The 25,269-nt window shown below is 62.3% G+C and carries 25 protein-coding genes and 1 tRNA gene; 23 read left to right on the top strand and 3 right to left on the bottom strand.

Annotated elements, in window-relative coordinates:
* Window positions 1-1,029 (bottom strand): heat-inducible transcriptional repressor HrcA, encoded by a 1,029-nt coding sequence (gene hrcA, locus GO606_RS18810; RefSeq protein WP_169116976.1) that lies wholly within the window; start codon window positions 1,027-1,029, stop codon window positions 1-3.
* 91 nt (window positions 1,030-1,120) lie between these two features.
* Here hrcA and GO606_RS18805 point away from each other — a divergent pair, with 91 nt between their 5' ends.
* Together GO606_RS18805 and recN are read left to right on the top strand one after the other, a co-directional pair.
* Window positions 1,121-2,005, top strand: coding sequence for an NAD kinase (locus tag GO606_RS18805; protein WP_169116977.1), 885 nt, complete (start codon window positions 1,121-1,123; stop codon window positions 2,003-2,005).
* Window positions 2,006-2,033: 28 nt separating this feature from the next.
* Window positions 2,034-3,704, top strand: a complete 1,671-nt coding sequence (gene recN, locus GO606_RS18800; protein ID WP_169116978.1) for a DNA repair protein RecN — start codon at window positions 2,034-2,036, stop codon at window positions 3,702-3,704.
* 55 nt (window positions 3,705-3,759) lie between these two features.
* Here recN and fur read toward each other — a convergent pair whose 3' ends face one another.
* Window positions 3,760-4,197, bottom strand: coding sequence for a ferric iron uptake transcriptional regulator (fur, locus tag GO606_RS18795; RefSeq protein ID WP_169116979.1), 438 nt, complete (start codon window positions 4,195-4,197; stop codon window positions 3,760-3,762).
* Between the two features lie 120 nt (window positions 4,198-4,317).
* Here fur and GO606_RS18790 point away from each other — a divergent pair, with 120 nt between their 5' ends.
* The 6 genes from GO606_RS18790 to GO606_RS18765 all read left to right on the top strand — a co-directional run bounded on the left by GO606_RS18790 (window position 4,318) and on the right by GO606_RS18765 (window position 11,198).
* Window positions 4,318-4,734 (top strand): outer membrane protein assembly factor BamE, encoded by a 417-nt coding sequence (locus GO606_RS18790; protein WP_169116980.1) that lies wholly within the window; start codon window positions 4,318-4,320, stop codon window positions 4,732-4,734.
* Window positions 4,735-4,802: 68 nt separating this feature from the next.
* Window positions 4,803-5,609 carry a 4-hydroxy-tetrahydrodipicolinate reductase gene (gene dapB / locus GO606_RS18785; protein ID WP_169116981.1) on the top strand — a complete coding sequence of 269 codons (807 nt, stop codon included), beginning with the start codon at window positions 4,803-4,805 and terminating at the stop codon, window positions 5,607-5,609.
* Between the two features lie 168 nt (window positions 5,610-5,777).
* Window positions 5,778-6,923: a glutamine-hydrolyzing carbamoyl-phosphate synthase small subunit gene (carA, locus tag GO606_RS18780; protein ID WP_169116982.1), complete on the top strand. Its 1,146-nt coding sequence runs from the start codon at window positions 5,778-5,780 to the stop codon at window positions 6,921-6,923.
* A gap of 54 nt (window positions 6,924-6,977) precedes the next feature.
* Window positions 6,978-10,205 (top strand): carbamoyl-phosphate synthase large subunit, encoded by a 3,228-nt coding sequence (gene carB / locus GO606_RS18775; protein WP_169116983.1) that lies wholly within the window; start codon window positions 6,978-6,980, stop codon window positions 10,203-10,205.
* Complete coding sequence (greA, locus tag GO606_RS18770; protein ID WP_169116984.1) at window positions 10,202-10,678, top strand: transcription elongation factor GreA; 477 nt, start codon at window positions 10,202-10,204, stop codon at window positions 10,676-10,678. The genes carB and greA overlap by 4 nt, the downstream gene beginning before the upstream one ends.
* Before the next feature lie 55 nt (window positions 10,679-10,733).
* Window positions 10,734-11,198: a DUF4149 domain-containing protein gene (locus GO606_RS18765; protein WP_169116985.1), complete on the top strand. Its 465-nt coding sequence runs from the start codon at window positions 10,734-10,736 to the stop codon at window positions 11,196-11,198.
* 22 nt (window positions 11,199-11,220) lie between these two features.
* Here the strand turns inward: GO606_RS18765 and GO606_RS18760 are convergent, their stop codons facing one another.
* Window positions 11,221-11,691 (bottom strand): YhbY family RNA-binding protein, encoded by a 471-nt coding sequence (locus GO606_RS18760; RefSeq protein WP_169117059.1) that lies wholly within the window; start codon window positions 11,689-11,691, stop codon window positions 11,221-11,223.
* Window positions 11,692-11,730: 39 nt separating this feature from the next.
* Between GO606_RS18760 and rlmE the strand changes: the two genes are divergently transcribed.
* The 15 genes from rlmE to GO606_RS18685 all read left to right on the top strand — a co-directional run bounded on the left by rlmE (window position 11,731) and on the right by GO606_RS18685 (window position 25,218).
* Entirely contained in the window at window positions 11,731-12,354 is a 624-nt protein-coding gene (gene rlmE / locus GO606_RS18755; protein WP_169116986.1) for a 23S rRNA (uridine(2552)-2'-O)-methyltransferase RlmE, read from the top strand.
* A gap of 254 nt (window positions 12,355-12,608) precedes the next feature.
* Entirely contained in the window at window positions 12,609-14,501 is a 1,893-nt protein-coding gene (ftsH, locus tag GO606_RS18750) for an ATP-dependent zinc metalloprotease FtsH (RefSeq protein WP_169116987.1), read from the top strand.
* Between the two features lie 76 nt (window positions 14,502-14,577).
* A complete protein-coding gene (gene folP / locus GO606_RS18745) occupies window positions 14,578-15,411 on the top strand; it encodes a dihydropteroate synthase (RefSeq protein WP_169116988.1) in 834 nt (277 codons plus the stop codon).
* A 69-nt stretch (window positions 15,412-15,480) separates the two neighbouring features.
* Window positions 15,481-16,833, top strand: coding sequence for a phosphoglucosamine mutase (gene glmM / locus GO606_RS18740; RefSeq protein WP_169116989.1), 1,353 nt, complete (start codon window positions 15,481-15,483; stop codon window positions 16,831-16,833).
* A 318-nt stretch (window positions 16,834-17,151) separates the two neighbouring features.
* A complete protein-coding gene (locus GO606_RS18735; protein ID WP_169116990.1) occupies window positions 17,152-18,144 on the top strand; it encodes a PstS family phosphate ABC transporter substrate-binding protein in 993 nt (330 codons plus the stop codon).
* Between the two features lie 73 nt (window positions 18,145-18,217).
* The gene (gene pstC / locus GO606_RS18730; protein WP_169116991.1) at window positions 18,218-19,159 is read left to right on the top strand and encodes a phosphate ABC transporter permease subunit PstC; all 942 of its coding nucleotides are present in this window, start codon (window positions 18,218-18,220) and stop codon (window positions 19,157-19,159) included.
* Window positions 19,160-19,169: 10 nt separating this feature from the next.
* Window positions 19,170-20,093: a phosphate ABC transporter permease PstA gene (gene pstA, locus GO606_RS18725; protein ID WP_169116992.1), complete on the top strand. Its 924-nt coding sequence runs from the start codon at window positions 19,170-19,172 to the stop codon at window positions 20,091-20,093.
* 11 nt (window positions 20,094-20,104) lie between these two features.
* The gene (pstB, locus tag GO606_RS18720; protein ID WP_169117060.1) at window positions 20,105-20,974 is read left to right on the top strand and encodes a phosphate ABC transporter ATP-binding protein PstB; all 870 of its coding nucleotides are present in this window, start codon (window positions 20,105-20,107) and stop codon (window positions 20,972-20,974) included.
* A gap of 139 nt (window positions 20,975-21,113) precedes the next feature.
* Complete coding sequence (tpiA, locus tag GO606_RS18715; protein WP_169116993.1) at window positions 21,114-21,902, top strand: triose-phosphate isomerase; 789 nt, start codon at window positions 21,114-21,116, stop codon at window positions 21,900-21,902.
* A complete protein-coding gene (gene secG / locus GO606_RS18710; protein ID WP_169116994.1) occupies window positions 21,899-22,261 on the top strand; it encodes a preprotein translocase subunit SecG in 363 nt (120 codons plus the stop codon). Before tpiA ends, secG begins: the two co-directional genes overlap by 4 nt.
* A gap of 62 nt (window positions 22,262-22,323) precedes the next feature.
* A tRNA-Leu gene (locus tag GO606_RS18705) sits at window positions 22,324-22,408 on the top strand.
* Between the two features lie 89 nt (window positions 22,409-22,497).
* Complete coding sequence (gene ndhC, locus GO606_RS18700) at window positions 22,498-22,872, top strand: NADH-quinone oxidoreductase subunit A (RefSeq protein ID WP_011238547.1); 375 nt, start codon at window positions 22,498-22,500, stop codon at window positions 22,870-22,872.
* A gap of 3 nt (window positions 22,873-22,875) precedes the next feature.
* Window positions 22,876-23,352 carry a NuoB/complex I 20 kDa subunit family protein gene (locus GO606_RS18695; RefSeq protein ID WP_011238548.1) on the top strand — a complete coding sequence of 159 codons (477 nt, stop codon included), beginning with the start codon at window positions 22,876-22,878 and terminating at the stop codon, window positions 23,350-23,352.
* 14 nt (window positions 23,353-23,366) lie between these two features.
* Window positions 23,367-23,972 (top strand): NADH-quinone oxidoreductase subunit C, encoded by a 606-nt coding sequence (locus tag GO606_RS18690; protein WP_169116995.1) that lies wholly within the window; start codon window positions 23,367-23,369, stop codon window positions 23,970-23,972.
* Window positions 23,965-25,218, top strand: coding sequence for an NADH-quinone oxidoreductase subunit D (locus GO606_RS18685; protein WP_169116996.1), 1,254 nt, complete (start codon window positions 23,965-23,967; stop codon window positions 25,216-25,218). The genes GO606_RS18690 and GO606_RS18685 overlap by 8 nt, the downstream gene beginning before the upstream one ends.
* The last annotated feature ends 51 nt before the right edge of the window (window positions 25,219-25,269 follow it).

Raw genomic sequence — 25,269 nt, 5'->3', positions numbered from 1 at the left:
TCAGCCAGGGCTCGAGAGCGCGTTCGACAGGAGGCGGGCCGTGATGTCGACGATCGGGATGACCCGATCGTAGGCCATGCGCGTCGGGCCGATGACGCCGACCGAGCCCACCACTTTGCCGTTGACTTCGTAGCCCGCGGTCACGACGCTGCAGCCGTCGAGTTGCGAGAGCCCGGATTCGTCGCCAATGAAGATTTGCACGCCCTGCGCACGGTTCGAGAGGTCGAGCAGCTGCATCAGGCCGGTCTTCTGCTCAAAGAGCTTGAACAGTTCGCGCAGGCGGGCCATGTTCGACGACAGATCCTCGACGTCGAGCAGGTTGGTTTCGCCCGACAGTACATAGCTCGCGCTGTCCTCTTCGGCGGCTGCATTGCCGGCCTCGACGGCGGCCGTCATGAGTTCGCTCATGTCGCTGCGCAACTGCTTGAGTTCGTCGCGGATGCGGGCGCGGATGTCGTCGAATCCGAGTCCGGCGAAGTGCTCGGTAAGGTAGGCCGCCGCCTCGACGAGTTCCGCCGAGGAGTAGGCGCGGCGCGTGATCAGGATGCGGTTCTGCACGTCTCCGGCAGTGGTCACGATGATCAGCAGGATGCGGTTCTCGGCGAGGCTGATGAACTCGATCTGGCGGATCTTCACCGTATCGCGGCGCGGCGAAACGACCACGCCGGCGAACTGGGTGAGGTCGGACAGCAGGTGCGACGCGGAATTCATCAGGCGCTGCGGCTGATCGGGCTGCAACTGGCCCTTGAGTTCGCGCACGCGCGCCTGTTCGAGCGGCTGCACGGTCAGCAGCGAATCGACGAAGAAACGGTAGCCCAGGGCGGTCGGGATGCGCCCGGCCGAAGTGTGCGGGCTGGTGATGAAACCCATCTCCTCGAGGTCGCTCATCACGTTACGCACCGTCGCCGGCGACAGCTCGAGGCCGGAATAACGTGAAAGCGCACGCGAGCCGACCGGCTGACCTTCAACGATGTATCGTTCGATCAGGGTCTTCAGCAGTATCTGGGAGCGGGGGTCTAGCAGCTTCATGATCCGGTATGCACTATTGCGATGATTCTAACAGCCTGCGGACGAGCACTGGCGTCTGCCAAGGCATTACGCGATGTGGTTTAATCCGCGCATGAGCAAGAACTTCCGCATCGTTGCACTGATCGGCAAGTACCAGAGCCCCGACGTGGCGGAGGCGGTGCTGCGCATCGCCGAATTCCTGCGGGTGCGCGGACTTGACGTGTGGATCGAGCAGGGGACCGCGAGTTCCATCGGCATGGCCGGCCAGTTTGCCGTCGCGAGCTACGACGAGATCGGCGCCCAGGCGGACCTTGCCGTTGTGCTCGGCGGCGACGGCACGATGCTCAATACGGCGCGCCGGCTGTCCCAGCACGGCGTGCCGCTGGTCGGGGTCAATCAGGGCAGGCTCGGTTTCCTCACCGATATCTCGCGCGACGAAGCGTTGCCGAAACTCGCCGAGATTCTCGACGGACGCTACAGCGAGGAATCGCGGGCGATGCTCGACGCCGAAGTGCTGCGGGCGGGCCATCGCGTATTCCAGACGCTGGCGCTCAACGATGTGGTCGTGAACAAAGGCGACCTGGGCCGGATGATCGAGTTCGATCTGTCGATCGACGGGGAATTTGTTTATACGCAGCGCTCGGACGGAATGATCCTGACGACCCCGACGGGTTCGACGGCATACGCGTTGTCGGCCAACGGGCCGATCCTCCATCCGAACGTCGGCGGGATCGCCCTGGTGCCGTTGTGCCCCCACGCGCTCACCGCGCGTCCGGTCACGTTGCCGGATACCTCACATATCGAGATCGTGCTGTTGCCCCAGCATGACGCCCGGATACATTTCGACGGTCAGGCCCGCTTTGACGCCCGCGCCGGCGACCGGCTGCGCGTCACCCGTTCGCCTGATGTCGTCCGCCTGCTGCACCCGGAGGGCTACAGCTATTTCGCCATGCTGCGCGAGAAGCTTCACTGGAGCGCGCCGCCGCGTCGTCCCTGACCAAAGTTTCCCCACCACTGCACCGCTCATGCTCCGTCGCCTGACCATTCGGGATTTCGTGATCGTCGACCGCCTCGAGCTCGAGTTCGAAGCGGGGTTCGGCGCGCTGACCGGGGAAACCGGAGCGGGCAAGTCGATCCTGCTCGACGCGCTCGGCCTTGCCCTGGGTGGGCGTGCCGAGGCCGGCGCGGTACGCGCGGGATGCGGCAAGGCGGATATCGCGGCCGAGTTCGACCTGCCGCCGTCGAGCCCGCTCGGCGAGTGGCTGGCGGGGCAGGACCTGGCGGCGGATGACGGAGTGGTGATCCTGAGACGAGTGGTCGAGGCCGGCGGGCGCTCGCGGGCGTGGCTCAACGGCGTGCCGGTCACGCAGGGGCAGTTGCGCGAAGCGGGCGACTGGCTCGCCGACATTCATGGCCAGCATGCCCATCACGCGCTGCTCAAGCCCGACGCGCAGCGCGCGCTGCTCGACACGCACGCGGGGGCTGCAGCGCTTGCCGCGGAAGTCAGCGCCCGTTTCCACGCGTGGCAGCGCCTCGTCGAGCTGCGCCGTGCGGCGGACCAGGACTCGGCCGCGTCCGAGCGTGAGCGTGAACTCCTTGCCTGGCAGATACGCGAACTCGACGAGCTCGCGTTCAGCGCCGAGGAATGGGACCGGATCAATGTCGAACATGCACGTCTTGCCCATGCGGCGGGTCTGATCGAGGGAGCGGACGAAGTGCTCGCGACGCTCGGCGAAGGCGATCTCGCGGTCGCTTCGCAGCTGCGCCACGTCAGCGTCCGGGTCGATGGGATGGCCGAGATCGATTCCGATCTCGCCGATGTCCGTGACCTGCTCGCCGGCGCGGCGATCCAGGCCGACGAAGCGCTGCACACGCTGCGGCGCTACCGCGAGCGGCTCGACCTCGATCCTCAGCGCCTGGCCGAGATCGAGCGGCGCATCGAGGACGTCATGGCGCTGGCCCGCAAGCACCGCGTGACCCCTGACGAGTTGCCGGACCTTCGCGCCGAGTGGGGGCGAAAGCTCGACGATCTCGTCTCCCGCGCGGATCCGGCCCGCCTTGTCGAAGAGGAAAAGCGCCTCCGCGGCGAATACGAGGCAGCCGCCCTGCGTCTTTCCGAGGCACGCGGGCCGGCAGCCAGAGCTTTGTCGCGCGGCATCACCGATGCGATGCAGACGCTGGCGATGGCGGGTGGAAAATTCGAAGTGGCGCTCGAAGCCTGCGCTTCGCCAATGGCCTACGGCCTGGAATCCGTCGAATTCCGCGTCGCAGCCAATCCCAACCAGTCGCTGCGCCCGCTCGCGAAAGTTGCGTCGGGCGGAGAGCTGTCGCGCATTGGACTCGCAATCCAGGTCATCACCAGCCGCGACTCGGCGACGCCGACGCTGATCTTCGACGAGGTCGATGTCGGGATCGGCGGGCGGGTCGCGGAGATCGTCGGCCAGTTGCTGCGCCGGCTGGGGCAGGAGCGCCAGGTGCTGTGCGTGACCCATCTGCCGCAGGTGGCGGCGTGCGCCGATTGGCAATGGAGCATCGCCAAGACGCCACGCGGATCGGAAGTCCTGAGCACGGTTTGCGTGCTGAACAGGGAAGCGCGGGTCGAGGAGATTGCCCGCATGCTGGGCGGCGTGAACATCACCGAGACGACCCGCCGTCACGCGGCGGAAATGCTCGGTGCGGACTCGTTCGGACGCTGATCGCAGGATTCGCCTGCCGCGGCCGAAAAAACGGACCGCGGGGCGAGCGTCCTGCTCAGTCTTCCAGTTTGCGGTTCGAGCAGTCCTTTCTCAGGCAGTCCGCGTAAAGATAAAGCGCGTGTTCGCGGACGACGAAACCGCGCTCTTCGGCGATCCTGTTTTGCCGCCGCTCGATTTCCGCGTCGAAAAACTCTTCCACCTTGCCGCACTGTACGCACACGAGGTGATCGTGATGGCCGCCTTTCTTGAGTTCGAACACTGCCTTGCCCGACTCGAAATAGTGCCGTTCGAGCAGGCCCGCCTGCTCGAACTGGGTCAGCACGCGGTAAACCGTCGCCAGGCCGATATCCATTCCCTCTGCAATCAAGAGACGGTAGACGTCCTCGGCGGTGAGGTGGCGCAGGTCGGACGTCTGGAACAGATCGAGGATCTTCAGGCGCGGATAAGTGGCCTTGAGGCCGATGTTTTTCAGGTTTTCGGAATTTTCTGACATGCTCGCCCCGCTGGGTGGCCCCGGAGCCAATAACTCATGGCTCGTGCCTGCGTATGATATATTTTTTCGCCTTTGCCTGAACGATACGCCGTCTGGCGCCACCGACCAAGAACTCCATCCATGCGCTTCGTGACTCTCCTGGCGGCCGTCCCCGCCTTCGGCCTGTTGGCCGGTTGTTCCATCAGCTCGCTCACCGACCAGATCAATCCCTACCGTATCGACGTGCGGCAGGGCAACTACGTGGATCAGGAAATGGTGGCCAGGCTGAAAAAGGGCATGACGCGCGAGCAGGTACGGTTTGCGCTCGGCACGCCGCTGATCGTCGACGCCTTCCATCCCGATCGCTGGGATTACGTTTACCGCTTCCAGCCCGGCAGGGGCGAACCGCAGCAGCGTACGCTGAGCGTTTTCTTTGTCAGCGACCGGCTCGACCGGGTCGAAGGAGACATCGAGCCCGGCGATCCGCAAGCTGCAACGGCTGCGCCGCAGGCCGAGCGCAGCCGCGTCGTCGAGATCGCGCCGGCAGCCAAGGATTGAGCCTTGTCCTGGAAGCGGTCGCGCATCGCGCGAAGCTCCCGATCATGTCGAGCAAGAGGAATTCATTGATGTCGCCATTGCGCATTGCCATAGCAGGTGCGTCCGGCCGAATGGGCCGGATGCTGATCGAGACCACGCTGAAGGAGGAGGGAGCGGTGCTCGCTTCGGCTTTCGATCGTCCCGGCACGACCTTCATCGGACGCGACGCCGGCGAGCTGTGCGGAAGCGCGACCGGTGTTCTCATCACGGACGATTCGCGCGCCGCGATCGCAGCAGCCGATTGCGTCATCGATTTCACCCGCCCCGAAGGCACGCTCGCCCACCTTGCGATCGCACGCGAACTCGGCAAGGCGATGGTCATCGGCACGACCGGTTTCTCGACGACGGAGAAGGAATCGATTGCCGCGGCGGCGCAAACAATCCCGGTCGTGTTCGCGCCGAACATGGCAGTCGGCGTGAACGCGGTGTTCAAGCTGCTCGAAGTGGCTGCCCGTATTCTCAACGAGGGGTACGACGTCGAAGTGATCGAAGCGCATCACCGCTTCAAGGTCGATGCCCCGTCGGGTACCGCGCTGCGCATGGGGGAAGTGGTCGCACGCGAGTTGGGGCGCGATCTGGAAACGTGCGCGATCTATGGGCGCGAAGGCGTGACCGGGGAGCGCAAGGCCGAGACGATCGGCTTTTCGACGATCCGCGGCGGCGACGTGGTCGGGGACCACACGGTTCTGTTCGCCGGTATCGGCGAGCGTATCGAGATCACCCACAAGTCGGGCAGCCGCATGCCGTATGCTTCCGGTTCGCTGCGCGCGGCGCGTTTTCTCGCGGGACGCTCGAGTGGCTTGTTCGACATGCAGGACGTGCTCGGCCTGCGCTGATTCGGGCCTGGCGGCGAGGCGCGCGCGATTGCCTCGACGGGCGCGGAACGCTATAATCAGCGGCTTCTTGAAAGCGGGATTGGCCGGTCGGCTCGTCCCGTTTTTTTCACGTTCGGGGTGGCTTGATGGCTTTCCCCGTGTCTTTTCGGCTGAACTCAGGAGTTTGTCGTGACTGCTTCCCCGCCCGCCCTACTAGCGCTTGCCGACGGGACGGTATTTCTTGGCAAGGGAATCGGTGCGGCCGGCAGCACGGTCGGTGAGGTGGTGTTCAACACCTCGATGTCCGGTTATCAGGAAATCCTCACCGACCCGAGCTACTGCCGCCAGATCGTAACGCTGACTTATCCGCATATCGGCAACACCGGCATCAATCGGGAGGACGTCGAAGCGGAACGTGTTCATGCCGCAGGCCTGGTGATCCGCGACCTGCCGATACTGCCCTCGAACTTCCGCATGGAGCAGACCCTCGATGCCTATCTAAAGGCCGAGAACATCATTGCGATTGCGGGGATCGATACCCGCAAGCTGACGCGCGTGCTGCGTGAAAAGGGCGCCCAAGGCGGCTGCATCGTCACCGCGGCCGACGGGGCCGCATTGAACGCCGACACGGCGATCGCCCAGGCGCGCGCGTTCCCTGGGCTGGACGGCATGGACTTGGCCAAGACGGTCTGTGTCGAAAGCCCCTACCAATGGACCGAAAGCGAGTGGGCGCTCGGTAGCGGCTACGATCAGCAGGCAGACGGGCGCTATCACGTCGTTGCGTACGATTACGGCGTCAAGCGCAACATCCTGCGGATGCTCGCCAGCCGGGGCTGCAGGCTCACCGTGGTGCCCGCGCAGACGCCGGCCGCGGAAGTCTTCGCGCTCGATCCGGATGGCGTTTTCCTGTCGAATGGTCCGGGGGACCCAGGTGCCTGCGATTATGCGATCGAGGCTGTGCGCAAGTTCCTCGAGCGCGGCATCCCGACCTTCGGCATCTGCCTCGGACACCAGCTGATGGCGCTTGCGGCCGGCGCCAAGACGGTCAAGATGAAGTTCGGCCACCACGGCGCCAACCATCCGGTCAAGGATCTCGAATCCGGGCAGGTCCTGATCACGAGCCAGAACCATGGCTTCGCGGTCGATCCCGATACGCTTCCGGAGAATGTGCGCACGACACATGTGTCGCTCTTCGACGGCAGCCTGCAGGGGCTCGCCTGGACCGACGTGCCGGCGTTCTGCTTCCAGGGACATCCCGAGGCGAGTCCGGGACCCCACGACGTGTCCTACCTGTTCGACCGTTTCATCAGGATGCTCGAGACGCGCGCCAAGTAATTCGCCAGCGGCAGCCGCAGCTGCCGCTCATCAACGCAAGACCGAGGTTAGGCAATGCCTAAGCGTACAGACATTCAAAGCATACTCATCATTGGCGCCGGTCCGATCATCATCGGCCAGGCGTGCGAGTTCGACTATTCCGGCGCGCAGGCGTGCAAGGCGCTGCGCGAGGAAGGCTACAAGGTCATCCTCGTCAATTCGAATCCGGCAACGATCATGACCGACCCGGAAACGGCGAACGTCACGTACATCGAGCCGATCACTTGGCAGGTGGTCGAGAGCATCATCGAGAAGGAGCGGCCGGACGCGCTGCTGCCGACGATGGGCGGGCAGACGGCGCTGAACTGCGCGCTCGACCTCGCCCGCAACGGCGTCCTCGAGAAATACGGCGTCGAACTCATCGGCGCGTCGCGCGAAGCCATCGACAAGGCCGAGGACCGCCTGAAGTTCAAGGACGCGATGACGAAGATCGGGCTCGGTTCCGCCCGCTCGGCGATCGCGCACAGCATCGAAGAGGCGCTGCAGGTGCAGGGCGGCATCGGTTTTCCGGTGATCATTCGGCCGAGCTTCACGCTCGGCGGCACCGGCGGCGGCATCGCCTACAACATGGAAGAGTTCGACGAGATCTGCAAGCGTGGTCTCGAGGCGAGCCCGACGAGCGAACTGCTGATCGAGGAATCGCTGATCGGCTGGAAGGAATACGAGATGGAAGTCGTCCGCGACCGCGCGGACAACTGCATCATCGTGTGCTCGATCGAGAACCTCGACCCGATGGGCGTGCATACCGGTGATTCGATCACCGTCGCGCCAAGCCAGACGCTGACCGACAAGGAATACCAGATCCTGCGCAACGCCTCGATCGCGGTGCTGCGCGAAATCGGCGTCGACACCGGCGGCTCGAACGTGCAGTTCGCGATCAACCCCAAGGACGGTCGCATGATCGTCATCGAGATGAACCCGCGCGTGTCGCGTTCGTCGGCGCTGGCATCGAAAGCGACCGGCTTCCCGATCGCGAAGGTCGCGGCGAAGCTCGCCGTCGGCTACACGCTCGACGAGCTCAAGAACGACATCACGGGCGGTGCCACGCCGGCCTCGTTCGAGCCCTCGATCGACTACGTCGTCACCAAGATTCCGCGTTTTGCGTTCGAGAAGTTCCCCATGGCCAACGACCGCCTCACCACCCAGATGAAGTCGGTGGGTGAAGTCATGGCGATGGGCCGCACGTTTCAGGAGTCGTTCCAGAAGGCGCTGCGCGGGCTCGAAGTCGGCGCCTACGGCCTCGACGAGGTCGAAGCCGATCGCGAGGACCTCGAGCACGAACTCGCGAACCCGGGCGCGCAGCGCATCTGGTACGTCGGCCAGGCTTTCCGCGAAGGTTACACGCAGGAACAGGTGTTCAACCTGACGAAAATCGATCCGTGGTTCCTCGCGCAGATCGAGGACATCGTATTGACCGAGAAGGCGCTCGCCGGCCGGTCGCTGAAGGCGATCCAGGCTGCCGAGTTGCGCGAGTTGAAGCGCAAGGGCTTTTCCGACCGGCGGCTCGCGAAGCTGCTCGGCGTCGACGAGACAGCCGTGCGCCTGCATCGCCACGCGAACGGCGTGCGCCCGGTGTTCAAGCGCGTCGATACCTGCGCCGCAGAATTCTCGACCTCGACGGCCTACATGTACTCCTCGTACGAGGACGAGTGCGAGGCACGTCCGACGGATCGCAAGAAGATCATGGTGCTCGGGGGCGGGCCGAACCGGATCGGGCAGGGGATCGAGTTTGACTACTGCTGCGTCCACGCTGCCCTCGCGCTGCGCGAGGACGGCTATGAGACCATCATGGTCAACTGCAATCCGGAAACGGTGTCGACCGACTACGATACGTCCGACCGCCTGTATTTCGAGCCGATCACGCTCGAAGACATCCTCGAGATCGTGCATATCGAGAAGCCCGTCGGCGTCATCGTCCAGTTCGGCGGCCAGACGCCGCTCAAGAGGGCGCAGGCGCTCGAAGACAACGGCGTGCCAATCATCGGCACCAGCCCGGACATGATCGACGCCGCCGAAGACCGCGAGCGCTTCCAGAAGCTGCTCAACGACCTCGGCCTCAAGCAGCCGCCGAACCGCACTGCGCGCACGCCCGAAGCCGCAGTGCGGCTCGCGGCCGAGATCGGTTACCCGCTCGTCGTGCGTCCGAGCTACGTGCTCGGCGGCCGGGCGATGGAGATCGTGCACGAACAGAAGGATCTCGAGCGCTACATGCGCGAGGCGATGAAGGTCTCGAACGAATCGCCGGTGCTGCTCGACCGCTTCCTCAACGACGCAACCGAAGTCGACGTCGATGCGCTGTCCGACGGCAAGCAGGTCATCATCGGCGGCATCATGGAGCACATCGAACAGGCCGGTGTCCACTCGGGCGATTCAGCGTGCTCGCTGCCGCCCTACACGCTCTCCGCGAAGCTCCAGGACGAGCTGCGCCGCCAGACCGAAGCGATGGCCCGCGCGCTGAACGTCTGCGGCCTGATGAACGTCCAGTTCGCGATCCAGGGCGACGGCGACGAGGCGACCGTCTACGTGCTCGAAGTCAATCCGCGCGCGTCGCGTACCGTGCCGTTCGTGTCGAAGGCGTGCGGCCTGCAATTGGCGAAGATTGCCGCGCGCTGCATGGCCGGACAAAGTCTGGCGAGCCAGGGCGTGACCAGCGAGATCGTGCCTCCTTACTACGCGGTCAAGGAAGCCGTCTTTCCGTTCGTCAAGTTCCCCGGCGTGGATACGATTCTCGGACCGGAAATGAAGTCCACCGGTGAAGTGATGGGCGTGGGACGCAGCTTCGCCGAAGCCTTCGTCAAATCGCAGCTCGCCGCCGGGGTGCGCCTGCCGCAGTCTGGCACGGCCTTCATCAGCGTCAAGCCGACCGACCGGGGCGTCGCGGTCGAGGTCGCGCGCGAGCTTCATGAGCTCGGGTTCGGACTCGCCGCAACCCGCGGCACGGGCTCGGCGATCGAGGCCGCCGGCCTTCCCGTCACGATGGTCAATAAAGTCAACGAAGGCCGTCCGCATATCGTGGACATGATCAAGAACAATGAAATCAGCCTCGTGATCAACACCGTGGAGGAAAAGCGCCAGGCGATCATCGATTCGCGCTCGATCCGCACCAGCGCCCTCGCGGCGAAACTCACGGTATTCACCACCATCGAAGGTGCACGCGCCGCATGCATGGGGATGCGCCATCTCGAGGGGCTGCAGGTGTACGGGTTGCAGTCGCTGCATGCCGAACTGAATCAAAAATCATGATCAAGACTCCTCTTACCGTCGCGGGTGCGGAAAAACTTCGCAACGAACTGCACCGGCTGAAAACCGTCGAGCGCCCCAGCGTGATCGCCGCGATCGCGGAAGCGCGCTCCCATGGCGACCTGTCGGAAAACGCCGAGTACGACGCCGCCAAGGAGCGCCAGGGATTCGTCGAGGGCAGGATCAAGGAGATCGAAGGCAAGATTTCGAGCGCGCAGATCATCGATCCGAAATTGCTCGATGCCGACGGGCGATGCGTGTTCGGCGCCACCGTCGAGTTGGAGGATATGGACACCGGACGGCCGGTGACCTATCAGATCGTCGGCGATGACGAGGCGGATCTGAAGGAGAACAAAATTTCGATCAGCTCGCCGATCGCTCGCGCCCTGATCGGCAAATTCGCCGGGGACATCGCCGAAGTCCAGGCGCCGGGCGGGGTAAGGGAGTACGAGATCATCGACGTCCGCTACGTGTGAGCGCAGCGCCGGTTTCGTATCAGGAGTCTCGTTCGGGCATCAGCCGGAAAAAATCGTGACCCGTCTTTCCGAGCATCTGCTGGTAGTGTTGATCACGCTTTGGGCCGGTGCGCTGTGGTCGATTGGTTACATCGTCGCACCGACCCTGTTCGGCATGCTTTCCGACCGCGCACTCGCCGGCGACATCGCGGGGCGTCTCTTTGCGCTACTGGGGTGGATCGGGGTCGGCTGTGCCCTTTACGTGCTGGGTTTCATGCTCGCACGCTGGCGATGGCGAGCGTTCCGGAGCAGCCTGTTCTGGCTGGTCGTGGCGATGCTGCTGGCGACCCTCGCGAGCCAGTTCGGCATCCAGCCGCTGATGGCGCAGATGAAAGCGGATGCCTGGCCGCGCGAGGTGATGGACACCGTGATGCGGGACCGTTTCGCCACGTGGCACGGCGTCTCGAGCGTGCTCTATCTTATCCAGAGCGTGCTCGCGTTGCCGCTGGTGCTGGGTGTCCGAAAACTGTTGGGTCGCTGACGGGGGCGTCCCGTCAGGCGAACTATTTGCCGCCGGCAGGCCCGGTTTTGCGGGTGTAAGTCCGGCTGCGCTTTGCCGCAAGACGCTTCTTGTCCGACGCGGCCTTGATCAGCGCGGTGCGACGCGCAGCGGCTGCAAAGGCCCGCGCCGATTTCGCCCTCGCGACGCCCGTGCTCGCGCTGGATGTCACAGGTTTAGCCTGCACGGATTTTTCGGCTTCTTCCCGACGTTGGCGCCAGATGACGAGAATTGTGCCGATGTGCTGGACCGGTGAGGCATCGAGGGCCTCGCAGACCGCTTTCATCAGTGCTTCGCGTGCAGCACGTTCGGCCCCGTGGACCTTGATCTTGATCAGCTCGTGCGCCTGCAGGGAACGGTCGATTTCGCCCAGCACGGCTGGCGTCAAGCCGTTTCCGGCAATGCTGACGACGGGGTTCAGGTGATGGGCGCCGGCACGCAGTTCGCGCCGCCGGGCGGGGGTGAGCTCGCTCATACTTTTCTCAAATCTTTCAGGGGCATGGATTCTACTCCGATGAAGCGAACCAAGACCAGCAAGGCGTGGATGCAGGAACATGTCAACGACCCGTACGTACAGCGTGCAAAAAGCGAAGGTTACCGCTCGCGGGCAGCCTTCAAGCTCATCGAGCTCGATGAGCGCGATCGCCTGATGCGAAGCGGAATGGTCGTCGTGGATCTGGGCGCAGCCCCGGGATCCTGGAGCCAGGTCGCATTGCGGCGGGTCGGACGCGAGGGCCGGGTCTTCGCACTGGACCTGCTGGCGCTGGAACCGCTGGGCGGCGTCGAGTTCATACAGGGCGACTTTCAGGAAGAGTCAGTGCTTGCCGAACTCGAGTCCAGGCTCGGCGGGCTCCCCGTCGACGTCGTACTGTCGGACATGGCGCCGAACATGTCCGGCATCGACACGACCGACCAGGCCCGCTCGATCTACCTCGGGGAGCTGGCGCTGGAGTTCGCGGCGCGGCACCTCAAGGCCGGTGGCAGTTTCATCGTGAAAGTGTTCCAGGGACAGGGTTTCATGGAGTATCGAAACGAGGCCGCGAAGCATTTCAACGCGCTGCACGTGCGAAAACCGAAGGCATCGCGCGACCGCAGTGCGGAAGTGTATCTGGTGGGTGTCGGGCACCGAGGCAGTTAGTATGCTCATCACAGCGCCAAAAACTGCGGAACTCTGCAGTCGGGCCTCGAGTCTGCCGTTGGTGATCGGAGAGGTCGCAATCCTTTTCGCGGCCGTATTGCAATTCAAGCCGGCGACCCCATATCGGAGTCGTTGCGGCCTGCTGATCCGGTGATTGAAACAGCTCATCGAGCCTATTGGTTTACGCCGCGGAACGTTCGCCACTAGAATGAGTCCATCTGTCGCTGCCCTCGTTGGGCTTTCAAGGAAAGAAGTTGAATAATCTCTTCAAGAATCTCGCGATCTGGATGGTTATCGGCGTCGTACTGATGACGGTATTCAACCAGTTCAATACGCGGCAGGTTTCGGCCAGTACGATGGAGTACTCCCAGTTTCTGGAGGAAGCCAGGGCCGGGCGCATTGCGAAAGCGACAATCGACGGTCGCCTGGTGCGTGCGACGACGCAGGAAGGCCGGCAGATTACCGTGTATACGCCTGGCGTGCAGGATATCTGGATGGTATCCGACCTGATCCGCGCCGGCGTGGTCGTGAACGCCTCGAAGCCCGAAGAAGAGCAGTCATTCCTGATGAGCATCTTCGTTTCCTGGTTCCCGATGTTGCTGCTGATCGGGGTCTGGGTGTTCTTCATGCGCCAGATGCAAGGGGGCGGGCGAGGCGGAGCGTTTTCGTTCGGCAAGTCGAAAGCCAGAATGCTTGATGAGAGCGCCAACTCACTTTCTTTTGCGGATGTCGCAGGGTGCGATGAAGCGAAGGAGGAAGTGTCCGAACTCGTCGATTTCCTGCGCGACCCTTCCAAGTTCCAGAAACTCGGCGGGCACATCCCGAAAGGGGTGCTGATGGTCGGTTCGCCGGGTACCGGCAAGACCTTGCTCGCGAAGGCGATTGCCGGCGAGGCGAAAGTGCCGTTCTTCTCGATTTCCGGCTCCGATTTCGTCGAGATGTTCGTCGGCGTCGGCGCGGCGCGCGTGCGTGACATGTTCGAGCAGGCGAAGAAACACGCGCCGTGCATCATCTTCATCGACGAAATCGATGCTGTCGGCCGTCAGCGTGGTGCTGGCATGGGTGGCGGCAACGACGAACGCGAACAGACCCTCAACCAGTTGCTCGTCGAGATGGACGGCTTCGAAGGGCAAACGGGTGTCATCGTGATCGCCGCGACGAACCGCCCGGACGTGCTCGATCCGGCACTGCTGCGCCCGGGGCGGTTCGACCGGCAGGTCGTCGTGCCGCTGCCCGATATCCGTGGCCGGGAGCAGATCCTGAAGGTCCATATGCGCAAGGTGCCCATTGCACCGGACGTCGAACCCGTCGTCCTCGCACGCGGCACGCCCGGATTTTCCGGCGCCGACTTGGCGAACCTCGTCAACGAAGCAGCGTTGTTCGCTGCGCGGGGCGGCAAGCGGCTCGTCGATATGGAAGACTTCGAGCGTGCCAAGGACAAGATCATGATGGGGTCCGAGCGGCGGTCGATGGTGATGCCGGAAGAGGAGCGTCGCAACACGGCGTACCACGAGTCCGGACATGCGCTGGTCGCGAAGTTGCTCGACAAGACCGACCCGGTGCACAAGGTCACGATCATCCCGCGAGGTCGTGCGCTGGGTGTGACGATGCAGTTGCCGGAGCAGGATCGTTATAGCCAGGACCGTGAACGGCTGCTCCAGACGATCGCCGTGCTGTTCGGTGGCCGGATCTGCGAAGAGATCTTCATGAACCAGATGACTACCGGCGCTTCGAACGATTTTCAGCGGGCAACCGACCTCGCCCGCCGGATGGTGACGCAGTGGGGCATGTCGGACAATCTCGGGCCGATGGTGTATGGCGAAGAAGAGGGAGAGATCTTTCTCGGCCGCCAGGTGACGACGCACCGGAACGTGTCCGAGGCCACGATGCAGAAGGTCGATGCCGAGATACGCCGGATCATCGATCAACAGTACGCGCTGGCGCGGCGCCTGATCGAAGACAACCGCGACAAGATCGAGGCGATGACGCATGCACTGCTCGAATGGGAAACGCTGGATGCGGAACAACTGAACGACATCATGGCGGGACGTGCTCCGCGGGCACCCAAGCCGATTACACCGCCGGCGAGCCGTCCGAAGGACGATGCGCCTGGAGCCGAGCCGACGGCTCCTGCCCCGGCAGGGTAATTCGCGCGGCACGAGACAAGAGGTTCGACCTTCTTCGGGCCGGCATTTAGCCGGCCCGATTCATTTGAGGACTGAAATGCAGGTTTTGAGATGTGGTCGATTCCGCCTGGAACTGGACCGCCCACGCATCATGGCGATCGTCAATGTCACACCGGACTCGTTTTCGGGCGATGGCCTCGGTCGGGATCTGGATGCGGCAGTGCGACGGGCGCAGGCTGCAGTCGATGCGGGAGCGGATCTGCTCGATATAGGGGGCGAATCGACCCGTCCGGGGTCCGAGCCTGTTTCGGAGCAGGAGGAACTCGACCGCGTCATCCCGCTGGTCGAGCGTCTGGCCGACTGGGCGGTGCCGGTTTCGGTCGACACGCTCAAGCCGGCCGTGATGCGTGAATCCCTGAGGGCCGGAGCGAGCCTGATCAACGACATCAACGCGTTCCGCGCGCCGGGCGCGATCGACGCCGTGCGGGACAGCGAGGCGGCACTGTGCGTGATGCACATGCAGGGCGAGCCTCGCGGCATGCAGTCCGATCCCCGCTACGATGATGTCGTTGCGGAAGTGCTCGATTTCCTGGACTGGCGTGTTCGGGCTCTCGCGGACGTGGGTGTGGGCAGGGACCGGATCCTCCTCGACCCGGGGTTCGGATTCGGCAAGACACTCGAGCACAACCTCGCCCTGTTCCGCGCCCTCGACCGCTTCGTTGCGCAAGACTATCCGGTGCTCGTCGGGGTGTCGCGAAAGTCCATGATCGGGGCGATCACGGGACGACCGGTCGGCGAGCGAGTGCATGGCAGCGTCGCCGCGGCGCTGATCGCTGTCGAACGGGGCGCACGGATCGTGCGAGTCCATGACGTGGCCGCGACGCGCGATGCCTTGAAAGTGTGGCAGGCGGTAAGCGGCGTCCCGGCATAGACATGCGTGCACGAAGTCTCCCGTGGTTGATGCGATAATTCGCTTTTCGACGAATGTCGCGGGGGAAAAATGGGGAGAAAGTATTTCGGCACCGACGGCGTGCGGGGGCGGGTCGGCGATTCGACGATCACGCCCGAATTCGTCATGCGTCTCGGTTATGCGGCGGGGGTGACGCTGGTAGGGCGGGAGCAGTTGCCGCCCGGGGAGCGGCCCGCGATTCTCATCGGCAAGGACACCCGCATTTCCGGCTACATGCTCGAGGCCGCTCTCGAAGCCGGCTTTGCAGCGGCGGGCGTCGATGTGATGCTTGCCGGTCCGGTGCCGACGCCCGCGGTGGCCTATCTCACCCGTGCCCTCCGTCTTCAGGCCGGAGTCGTGATCTCCGCCTCGCACAACCCATACGACGATAACGGCATCAAGTTCTTTTCGGCGAACGGCACCAAGTTGCCGGATGCGCTCGAGGAGGAGATCGAGTTCCGTGTCGATCAGCCGATGGTCTGCGCCGAGGCGTCCCGCCTGGGCAAGGCGCGCCGGATCGTCGATGCGGCGGGGCGTTACGTCGAGTTCTGCAAAAGTGCGTTTCCGAACGAGTTCGATCTGCGTGGTTACCGCATCGTCCTCGACTGCGCCCACGGCGCGGCCTATCACATCGGGCCGAGCGTATTTCACGAACTGGGCGCGGAAGTGATCCCGTTGGGGGTCGAGCCCAACGGATTGAATATCAACGACAAGGTCGGCGCCACGCATCCGCAGACGCTGCGTTCGGCTGTACTGGCGAACAAGGCGGACTTCGGCATCGCCCTCGACGGCGACGGCGATCGCGTGATCATGGTCGATGGAGACGGAGAGCTTTACGATGGCGACAAGCTGCTGTACGTGATTGCAGCCTCGCGGCAGGCCGAAGGGCGCCTGGAGGGCGTCGTCGGCACGCTGATGAGCAATCTCGGCCTTGAGCGCGCGATCGGCCGCCTCGGCCTTGCCTTCGCGCGGGCAAAGGTCGGCGACCGCTACGTGCTGGAAACCATGCACGAACGGGGCTGGAAACTCGGCGGGGAAAACTCCGGCCATATCATCTGCCTCGATCGTCATACCACGGGCGACGGCATCGTCTCCGCGCTCCAGGTGATCGCGGCGCTGATCAAGCGCCAGTGCACGTTGGCGGCTGCTTGTGCGGACCTCGTCTTCTATCCACAGAAACTCATCAATGTGCCTCTGACCGCAGGATTCGACTGGCGATCCGACAAGCGCATTGACCAAGCGCGGAGCGATGCCGAACTGGAGCTCGGCGAGCAGGGCCGGGTGCTGCTGCGCCCTTCGGGAACCGAGCCGCTGCTCCGGGTCATGGTTGAAGGGAAGGACGGTGCGCAAGTCGATAGACTGGCGCGGCATATCGCCGACTGCATTCGGCACGCCAGCGCCTGACGGAGGGCCACCGAGCCTTTGGGGCTTTCGGCGACGAGGGCTTCGACGGCCTCGTTGTGGCCAATTCTCTTGGTTCCGGCAGCGAGTAGCCTTCCTGTAACACTCCTGAAACATTGCCTCCGTACACTTCGACCGCCCGAGCAGCATCGAGCCGGATCGTTTTTCTGCGATGGATATCGGCTTCGCCATGGATGCGGCGGATCGGCGCCCGGCCAATGTCAAATTTCTGACACATTTGACGAGGATGATTCGAGGCGCCTGAAGTCGCGGCAAGATCGCAGCGGCACCGGGCATCGTTCATTTACCAGGAGATTCCGTATGTCGGGTTTCAAGCAGGTCGCCTTGGCGGCTGCTCTCGTCGTGTGCGGTTCGCACGCTGCGCAGGCCCAGTCCATCGTGAAGGTGGATGGTTCCAGCACCGTGTTCCCGATCACGGAGGCCGTAGCCGAGGATATTCAGAAGGCCAGGAAAGGCTCGGTGAAGGTCACGGTCGGCATCTCGGGCACAGGCGGTGGTTTCAAGAAATTCTGCCGGGGCGAGATTGATGTTTCGGGGGCTTCGCGTCCGATCATGAAAAAGGAGATGGAAGCGTGCGCGAGCGCCGGCATCAGGTATTACGAACTGCCGGTTGCCTTCGACGCGTTGACGGTCATCGTCAATCCGAAGAACACCTTCGTCAAACAGCTGACCGTCGAGCAACTCAAGAAAATGTGGGAGCCCGACGCGCAGGGCAAGGTCACCAGCTGGAAGCAGATCGACTCGTCGTTCCCGGATGTTCCGCTGAAGCTCTTCGGTGCGGGCTCGGATTCCGGCACCTTCGATTATTTCACTGAAGCGGTCGTTGGCAAGGCGAAGGCTTCGCGCGGTGATTTCACGGCGTCGGAAGACGACAACGTCCTCGTTCAGGGTGTTTCACGCGATCAGGAGGCGATCGGCTACTTGGGTTACGCCTACTATGCCGAGAATCAGGGCAAGTTGAGGGCCGTGCCGATCGTGAACAAGGAAGGCAAGGCGGTTTCGCCCGGTCCCGATTCGGTGATCAGCGGTGCCTACAATCCGCTGTCGCGCCCGATCTTCATTTATGTCAGTGAAAAGGCGCTGGAGAGGCCGGAAGTTCGCGATTTCGTGACTTATTACATGAAGAACGCATCGAATCTTGCGACCGAAGTGAAATATGTTCCGCTGCCACCGAAGGCATATGAAACAGCGATGGAGAATATGAGCAAGAAGAAGGTCGGCACCGTTTTTGGCGGTGAGGCGGAGGTCGGCGTCACCATCGAGTCGCTTCTGAGCCGCGAAGCAAAGCTCTGACGTCCGAGTGCGCGGGCAGGGCTCGCGCACCCTTTTCCTTGTCGACGGGCCAAGAATGCAAGACGCAAACAGCATGGAATCGCTCGAAAGCGCATCCTTCGAGCCGCTGAGGGTCAGCGACCGGCTGGCCAGGAAGGCGCTGCGCAACACGAAGGAACGCGTCATCGAGGCTCTGCTTTTCGCCGCAGCAGGTGTCTCGGTGCTGACGACAGTCGGCATCGTGTGGGTGCTGGTCAGCGAGTCCTACCACTTCTTCACGGTCGTACCGATCTGGTCCTTCCTGACCGACACGATGTGGACGCCGCTTTTTGCCGATGCCCATTACGGCATCCTGCCGCTGCTGGCCGGTACGCTTACGACTTCGTTGGTCGCGGTCGTGGTCGCGATTCCGCTCGGGACGACGATCGCGATCTACCTTTCGGAGTTCGCCAGGCCAGCGGTGCGGGAAGCGGTGAAGCCGTTCCTCGAGCTCTTGGGCGGCATCCCGTCGATCGTCTACGGCTACTTTGCGCTGATTGTCGTCATACCGCTGCTGCAGTTGCTCATCCCGGGCTTGCCCGGTTTCAACATGCTCGGAGCCGGCATCGTGATGGGCATCGCAATCATTCCCTATGTGAGCTCATTGGCGGAGGACGCCATGCGAGCGGTGCCGATGAGCATGCGCGAGGGCTCCTATGCGATGGGTGGCACAAAATTCCAGACCGCCGTCCGGGTCGTGATTCCTGCGGCGCTTTCGGGCATTTTGTCGGCGTACATCCTCGGGGTTTCGCGCGCCGTGGGAGAGACGATGATCGTCGCGGTCGCCGCCGGCATGCAGCCGAACTTCACGATGAATCCGATGGAGCCTGCGCAAACGATTTCTGCGTACATCGTGCAGGTTGCGCTCGGCGACCTGCCTCACGGCTCCATCGGCTACCAGTCCATCTTTGCCGCCGGCCTGAGTCTGATGTTGATGACGCTGCTCCTCAATGTTGCCGGTCACTTTGTCCGGCGCCGCTATCGTGAAGCCTATTGAGAGGATGAGCATGATTCCCGCGGATCTCTCCGGCATTCAACGCATCATTCGGCGCAACAAGCGCCGGGATCTGATCTTTGCGATCTTCGGTTTCATTGCACTGCTGATCGGCGTGCTGACCTTTCTCGCGCTCTTTCTGCAGATGGCCTTCGCGGGATGGGAGCGACTGACCCCGGAGTTCTTTACCTCTTTCCCGTCACGGCGTGCCGGCCAGGCAGGGATCCTCTCCGCCTGGGTCGGCTCGGTGCTCGTGATGCTGGTGACTGCGGTGTCAGCCGTCCCGCTGGGCGTCGCCGCAGGGGTGTATCTCGAGGAATATGCGACGAGGAGTTTGGTCACTGATCTCATAGAAATCAACGTGACCAACCTCGCGGGTGTGCCCTCGATCGTCTACGGATTGCTCGCACTCGGCGTCTTCGTCTACGCTTTCGGCTTGGGCCAGAGCATCCTTTCGGCCGGCCTGACGCTGGGTCTGTTGATCCTCCCTGTCGTCATCGTCGCCACCCGCGAGGCGATACGCTCGATTCCCCAGCACATCCGCGAAGGGGCCTATGCGCTCGGCGCGACGCGCTGGCAGGTCACGCGCGACCACATCGTGCCCTATTCGATGCCCGGCATCCTTACCGGCGTCATCATCGGCATGTCGCGTGCGATCGGTGAGACTGCCCCGGTCATCACGATCGGCGCGCTGACCTTCATCGCTTTCCTGCCGGAGTCACCGATCGGGCCCGAGTTTCCCTGGCTCAACTTCGAGTGGCTGAAATCGGGATTCACTGTCATGCCCATCCAGATGTTCAACTGGACTTCCCGTCCCGAGGAGGCTTTCCAGCAGAATGCCGCCGCTGCCGGGTTCGTCCTCGTTCTCATGACGCTGGCCATGAACGCGATTTCGATCTGGATTCGTTATCATCTGCGCAAGGACATCAAATGGTAGGCAACATCGCAATGCGTTCAATTGATCGACCCGACCGGCAGGCAGCGACACCAACTGCCGCGAGCGTCGCTGGCGCACCGAATGCGCATGCACGCGACGCCAGGTCCTTGCCGGACACGCCGCCGGTGAAGGCCGCGGCGGAAAACTTCAGTTTTTATTACGGCCAGTTCCAGGCACTTAAATCCATAACGCTGCCGGTCTACGAGAAGCACGTTACGGCGCTCATCGGGCCGTCCGGATGTGGCAAGTCCACGCTGCTGCGGGCTTGCAACCGGATGCACGATCTCTACCCGGGCAACCGGTACGAGGGCGCGATCCGGCTGCTGCCGGACAACACCAATCTGCTCGACCCTGCTGTCGATCCGATCGAGGTCCGGATGCGAATCGGCATGGTGTTCCAGAAACCGAACCCGTTCCCGAAATCGATCTACGAGAATGTGGCGTACGGACTGCGCATCCGCGGGGAAAAAAGCCGCTCTGTCCTCGACGGTCGGGTGGAGGAGGCCCTCAAGGGCGCGGCCCTGTGGGCGGAAGTCGCACATCGCCTGAACGAACCTGCGTTTGCCTTGTCCGGCGGGCAACAACAGCGACTGTGCATCGCGCGTTGTCTCGCGACAGATCCCGAAGTGCTGCTGTTCGACGAACCGACCTCGGCGCTCGACCCGATTGCCACCGCCAGCATCGAGGAACTCATCGACCAGCTGCGGCAGAAAGTCACGATTCTGATCGTCACGCACAACATGCAACAGGCGGCGCGGGTGTCGGACTTCACCGCATACATGTATCTCGGAGAACTGATCGAGTTCGGCCGGACCCGCCAACTGTTTGTCAATCCTGTTCGCCGGGAAACCGAGGACTACATCACGGGACGCTTCGGTTAGGGATTGCGCTGCGCACCGGCTTTTCTGCGATGGATCGGTGGCCCACCCCGCCCAGCCTGGCGGCCGCCAGTCCATCGGGTCGTCTTTACCCCGCGGGGTCGGGCACGATAGAATGCCCCGATTTAGCGGATTCGAGTGCATGGAACGCAAGCTTGTCGTCGGCAACTGGAAGATGAACGGCGATCTGGTAGGCAATCAGGCGCTCTTCGAACAGCTTGTCGGCCGCAGTCCCGGCAGCGTCGATACTGCCCTGTGCCTTCCGTTTCCTTATCTGGCGCAGGGGCAGCGAGCGTTGTCGGGTAGTGCAATGATGCTCGGCGCCCAGAATCTGAGTGAATTCGATGCCGGGGCGTATACGGGCGAAGTCAGCGGGCGAATGTTATCGGACTTCGATTGCCGCTTCGTCATCGTCGGCCATTCCGAGCGGCGTACGTTGTTCCGTGAGGATGATCTGCTTGTTGCGCGAAAGGCCCGTGCCGCGCTGGCCGCAGGCCTCGTGCCGATCGTATGCGTCGGGGAGTCGCTTGTCGAACGAGAAGCAGGGCATGCAGAAGATGTCCTGCTGCGCCAGCTCGAAGCATTGGCCCAGATGCTCGACGGCGCATCGCTCGCACGGCTGGTGATCGCGTACGAGCCGGTATGGGCAATCGGGACCGGACGAGCAGCTTCCCCGGAGCAGGTCCAGTTGATCCTGTCATTCGTGCGGTGCTGGTTGTCCCGTCGCGTGGGGAATTCTCGCGCGGTCAGAATCCTGTACGGGGGAAGCGTGAAGGCAGGCAGTGCCGCTGCATTGTTCAGTCTGCCTGATTCGGACGGCGGGCTAATTGGCGGTGCGTCGCTGGTTGCCGAGCAATTTCTTGAGATCTGCGAAGCTGCTGCCGTAGCTACGCAGGACGACGATGTGGGTGATTTCAAAGGTTCTCGATGAGTAACTATATTTTTTCAATCGTTCTGACGATTCACGTGCTGGTAGGCTTGTTCATTATCGGACTGGTGTTGATGCAGCATGGCAAGGGGGCGGATGCCGGAGCGGCATTCGGCGGCGGTGCCTCCGGCAGCGTGTTCGGATCATCCGGTTCGGCTAATTTTCTCAGTCGAACGACAGGCATCCTTGCCACGGTCTTTTTCATAACCAGTTTGGGTCTCAGTTACCTTGCCAGCAACAAGCCGAGCCAGCCCTCGAGCGTGATGGAGGGCGCTTCGACCTTATCCACACCGGCAACGGACGCGAAGCCTGCGGACGGCGGCGGAGCGCAGGATTCGAAGGCGCAGGCGATTCCAAAATAAGTTCATTTTGGGTTTGCGCACTGCGGAAAAAGTCGTATAATTTCGCGGCTGTAACAAATATTGCCGACGTGGTGAAATTGGTAGACACGCCATCTTGAGGGGGTGGTGGCGAAAGCCGTGTGAGTTCGAGTCTCACCGTCGGCACCAGGTATTGAAGATCGCCCGCTAATGCGGGCGTTTTCATGCCGTACAACAGCGTAGTCAGAGCAAGTCTAATTTCAAAACGGGGTGTTTCGATGCTGGAAAACTACTTTCCTGTCCTGATGTTCATCCTCGTTGGTCTGGGATTCGGTCTGGTTCCCGTGATTCTCGGGCGTGTTCTCGCTCCTTACCGGCCTGATGGTGAGAAGCTGTCACCTTATGAGTGTGGCTTCGAGGCGTTCGAAGACGCTCGCATGAAATTCGATGTGCGCTATTACCTCATAGCCATTCTTTTCATTCTCTTCGATCTTGAAATTGCCTTTCTGTTTCCTTGGGCGACTGTTTTTCAGGAATTCATTGCGGCCGGCGAAATTGCCTGGTTTGTATTCGGTTCGGTAATGGTTTTTCTCGCCGTGCTGGTTATCGGCTATGTCGTCGAGTGGAAGAACGGTGCACTCGACTGGGAGTGATGCATGAGCATTGAGGGCGTTTTTCGCGAGGGATTTGTTACCACCTCGCTCGATGCGGTGATCAACTGGACGCGCACGGGTTCTCTGTGGCCAATGACCTTCGGCCTGGCCTGCTGTGCCGTCGAAATGATCCACGCAGGCTGCGCACGATACGATCTTGACCGCTTCGGCGTGGTGTTTCGTCCCAGTCCGCGGCAGTCGGATCTCATGATCGTGGCGGGCACGCTTTGCAATAAGATGGCGCCGGCATTGCGCAAGGTTTATGACCAGATGGCCGAGCCTCGCTGGGTGATCTCGATGGGCTCCTGTGCCAATGGCGGTGGCTATTATCACTACTCGTATTCGGTCGTAAGGGGGTGTGATCGCATCGTACCGGTCGATGTCTACGTGCCCGGCTGCCCGCCGACCGCAGAAGCGTTGCTGTACGGCATCATTCAGTTGCAGAACAAGATCAAGCGCACTAACACCATAGCGCGGTGACAGGTGGCCCATTTATGAGCTCGAAGCTGGAACGTCTGAGCAGTTCGCTGCAAAATATCCTGGGTGCGAAGGTACGGTCGGTGGTCGTTGACCGTGGTGAGGTTACGCTCGAAGTCGCGGCGGCCGATTACCTCCCCGTTGCGCAACTGCTGCGGGATCATCGCGATCTGCGGTTCGAGGAACTGGTCGATCTTACCGGTCTGGATTATTCGGCTTACGGAAACGGAGTCTGGGCGGGAAGACGGTTCGCTGTCGCCGTGCATCTGCTTTCGATCACGCATAACTGGCGGATTCGGTTGCGTGCATTCGCCGATGACGACGCATTTCCGGTACTCGAGTCGCTGGTTGGGGTGTGGCCGGGTGTCAACTGGTACGAGCGTGAGGCATTCGATCTCTATGGCATCATGTTTGCCGGCCATCCGGACCTGCGCCGAATCTTGACGGATTACGGATTCGTGGGTTATCCGTTCCGCAAGGATTTTCCTGTTTCCGGCTACGTCGAGATGCGTTACGACCCCGAGCAGGGAAGGGTGGTGTATCAGCCAGTGACCATCGAGCCGCGTGAGAACACGCCGCGCATCGTGCGCGAAGAGAACTACGGGGATGTCGGCAATGGCTGAGATTCGCAATTACACGATCAACTTCGGTCCGCAACACCCTTCTGCCCATGGCGTGCTTCGCTTAGTGCTTGAGCTCGACGGCGAGGTCGTGGTGCGTGCCGATCCGCATATCGGCCTGCTCCATCGCGGAACGGAGAAACTCGCGGAAACACGCACCTGGGTGCAATCGGTTCCTTATATGGACCGGCTCGACTATGTGTCCATGATGTGCAACGAGCACGCCTACTGCATGGCGATCGAGCGCCTGCTGGGGCTCGAAGTGCCGATCCGTGCCCAATACATCCGGGTTATGTTCGACGAAGTCACCCGGATTTTGAATCACCTCCTCGGTATCGGCACGCACGCGCTCGATATCGGTGCGATGACGATGGTGCTGTATACGTTCCGCGAGCGTGAAGATTTGATGGATGCCTACGAGGCGGTTTCGGGCGCGCGGATGCATGCCGCGTATTACCGTCCCGGTGGCGTTTATCGCGATCTGCCGGATCGTATGCCGCAATATGCTGTTAACAAGTTCAAGAATGCGAATACCGTCCGGGAACTGAATGACAACCGCCAGGGTTCGTTGCTCGATTTCCTGGAGGATTTCACCACCCGGTTCCTCGGCTATTGCGACGACTACGAGACACTCCTCACCGACAACCGGATCTGGAAACAGCGCACGGTGGGTATCGGTGTGGTCACGCCCGAGCAGGCCAAGGCCTGGGGATTCACCGGGCCGATGCTGCGGGGTTCCGGCGTCGCATGGGACCTGCGCAAAAAACAGCCTTACGAAGTATACGACCGCATGGACTTCGACATTCCGGTCGGGAAGAACGGCGATTGTTACGACCGTTATTTGTGCCGCATGGAAGAGATGCGCCAGTCGAACCGGATCGTCAAGCAGTGTATCGACTGGTTGCGCAAGAATCCGGGACCGGTCATCGCGGACAACTACAAGGTTGCGCCGCCGCCGCGCGAGAGGATGAAGGGCAACATGGAGGAGCTGATCCACCATTTCAAGCTCTTCACCGAAGGCATGCATGTCCCGAGCGGCGAGGTGTATGCGGCAATTGAACACCCGAAGGGTGAATTCGGCGTCTATGCCGTCTCCGATGGCGCCAACAAGCCTTATCGTCTGAAACTCAGGGCGCCGGGGTTCGCGCATCTGGCGGCGATGGACGAGATCGCCCGCGGCCACATGATTGCGGACGTGGTCGCGATCATCGGCACGATGGATGTGGTGTTCGGCGAAATCGACCGCTGAACGAACTGGCATGACAAACGTCGGCAGGCAATCCGGGAAGACGAACACGAA

This window comes from Aromatoleum anaerobium, from assembly GCF_012910705.2.
GTDB classification, from domain to species: Bacteria; Pseudomonadota; Gammaproteobacteria; order Burkholderiales; family Rhodocyclaceae; genus Aromatoleum; species Aromatoleum anaerobium.
The sequence above is the reverse complement of the archived record's forward strand: the minus strand, read 5'-3'. Positions and strand labels throughout refer to the sequence as shown.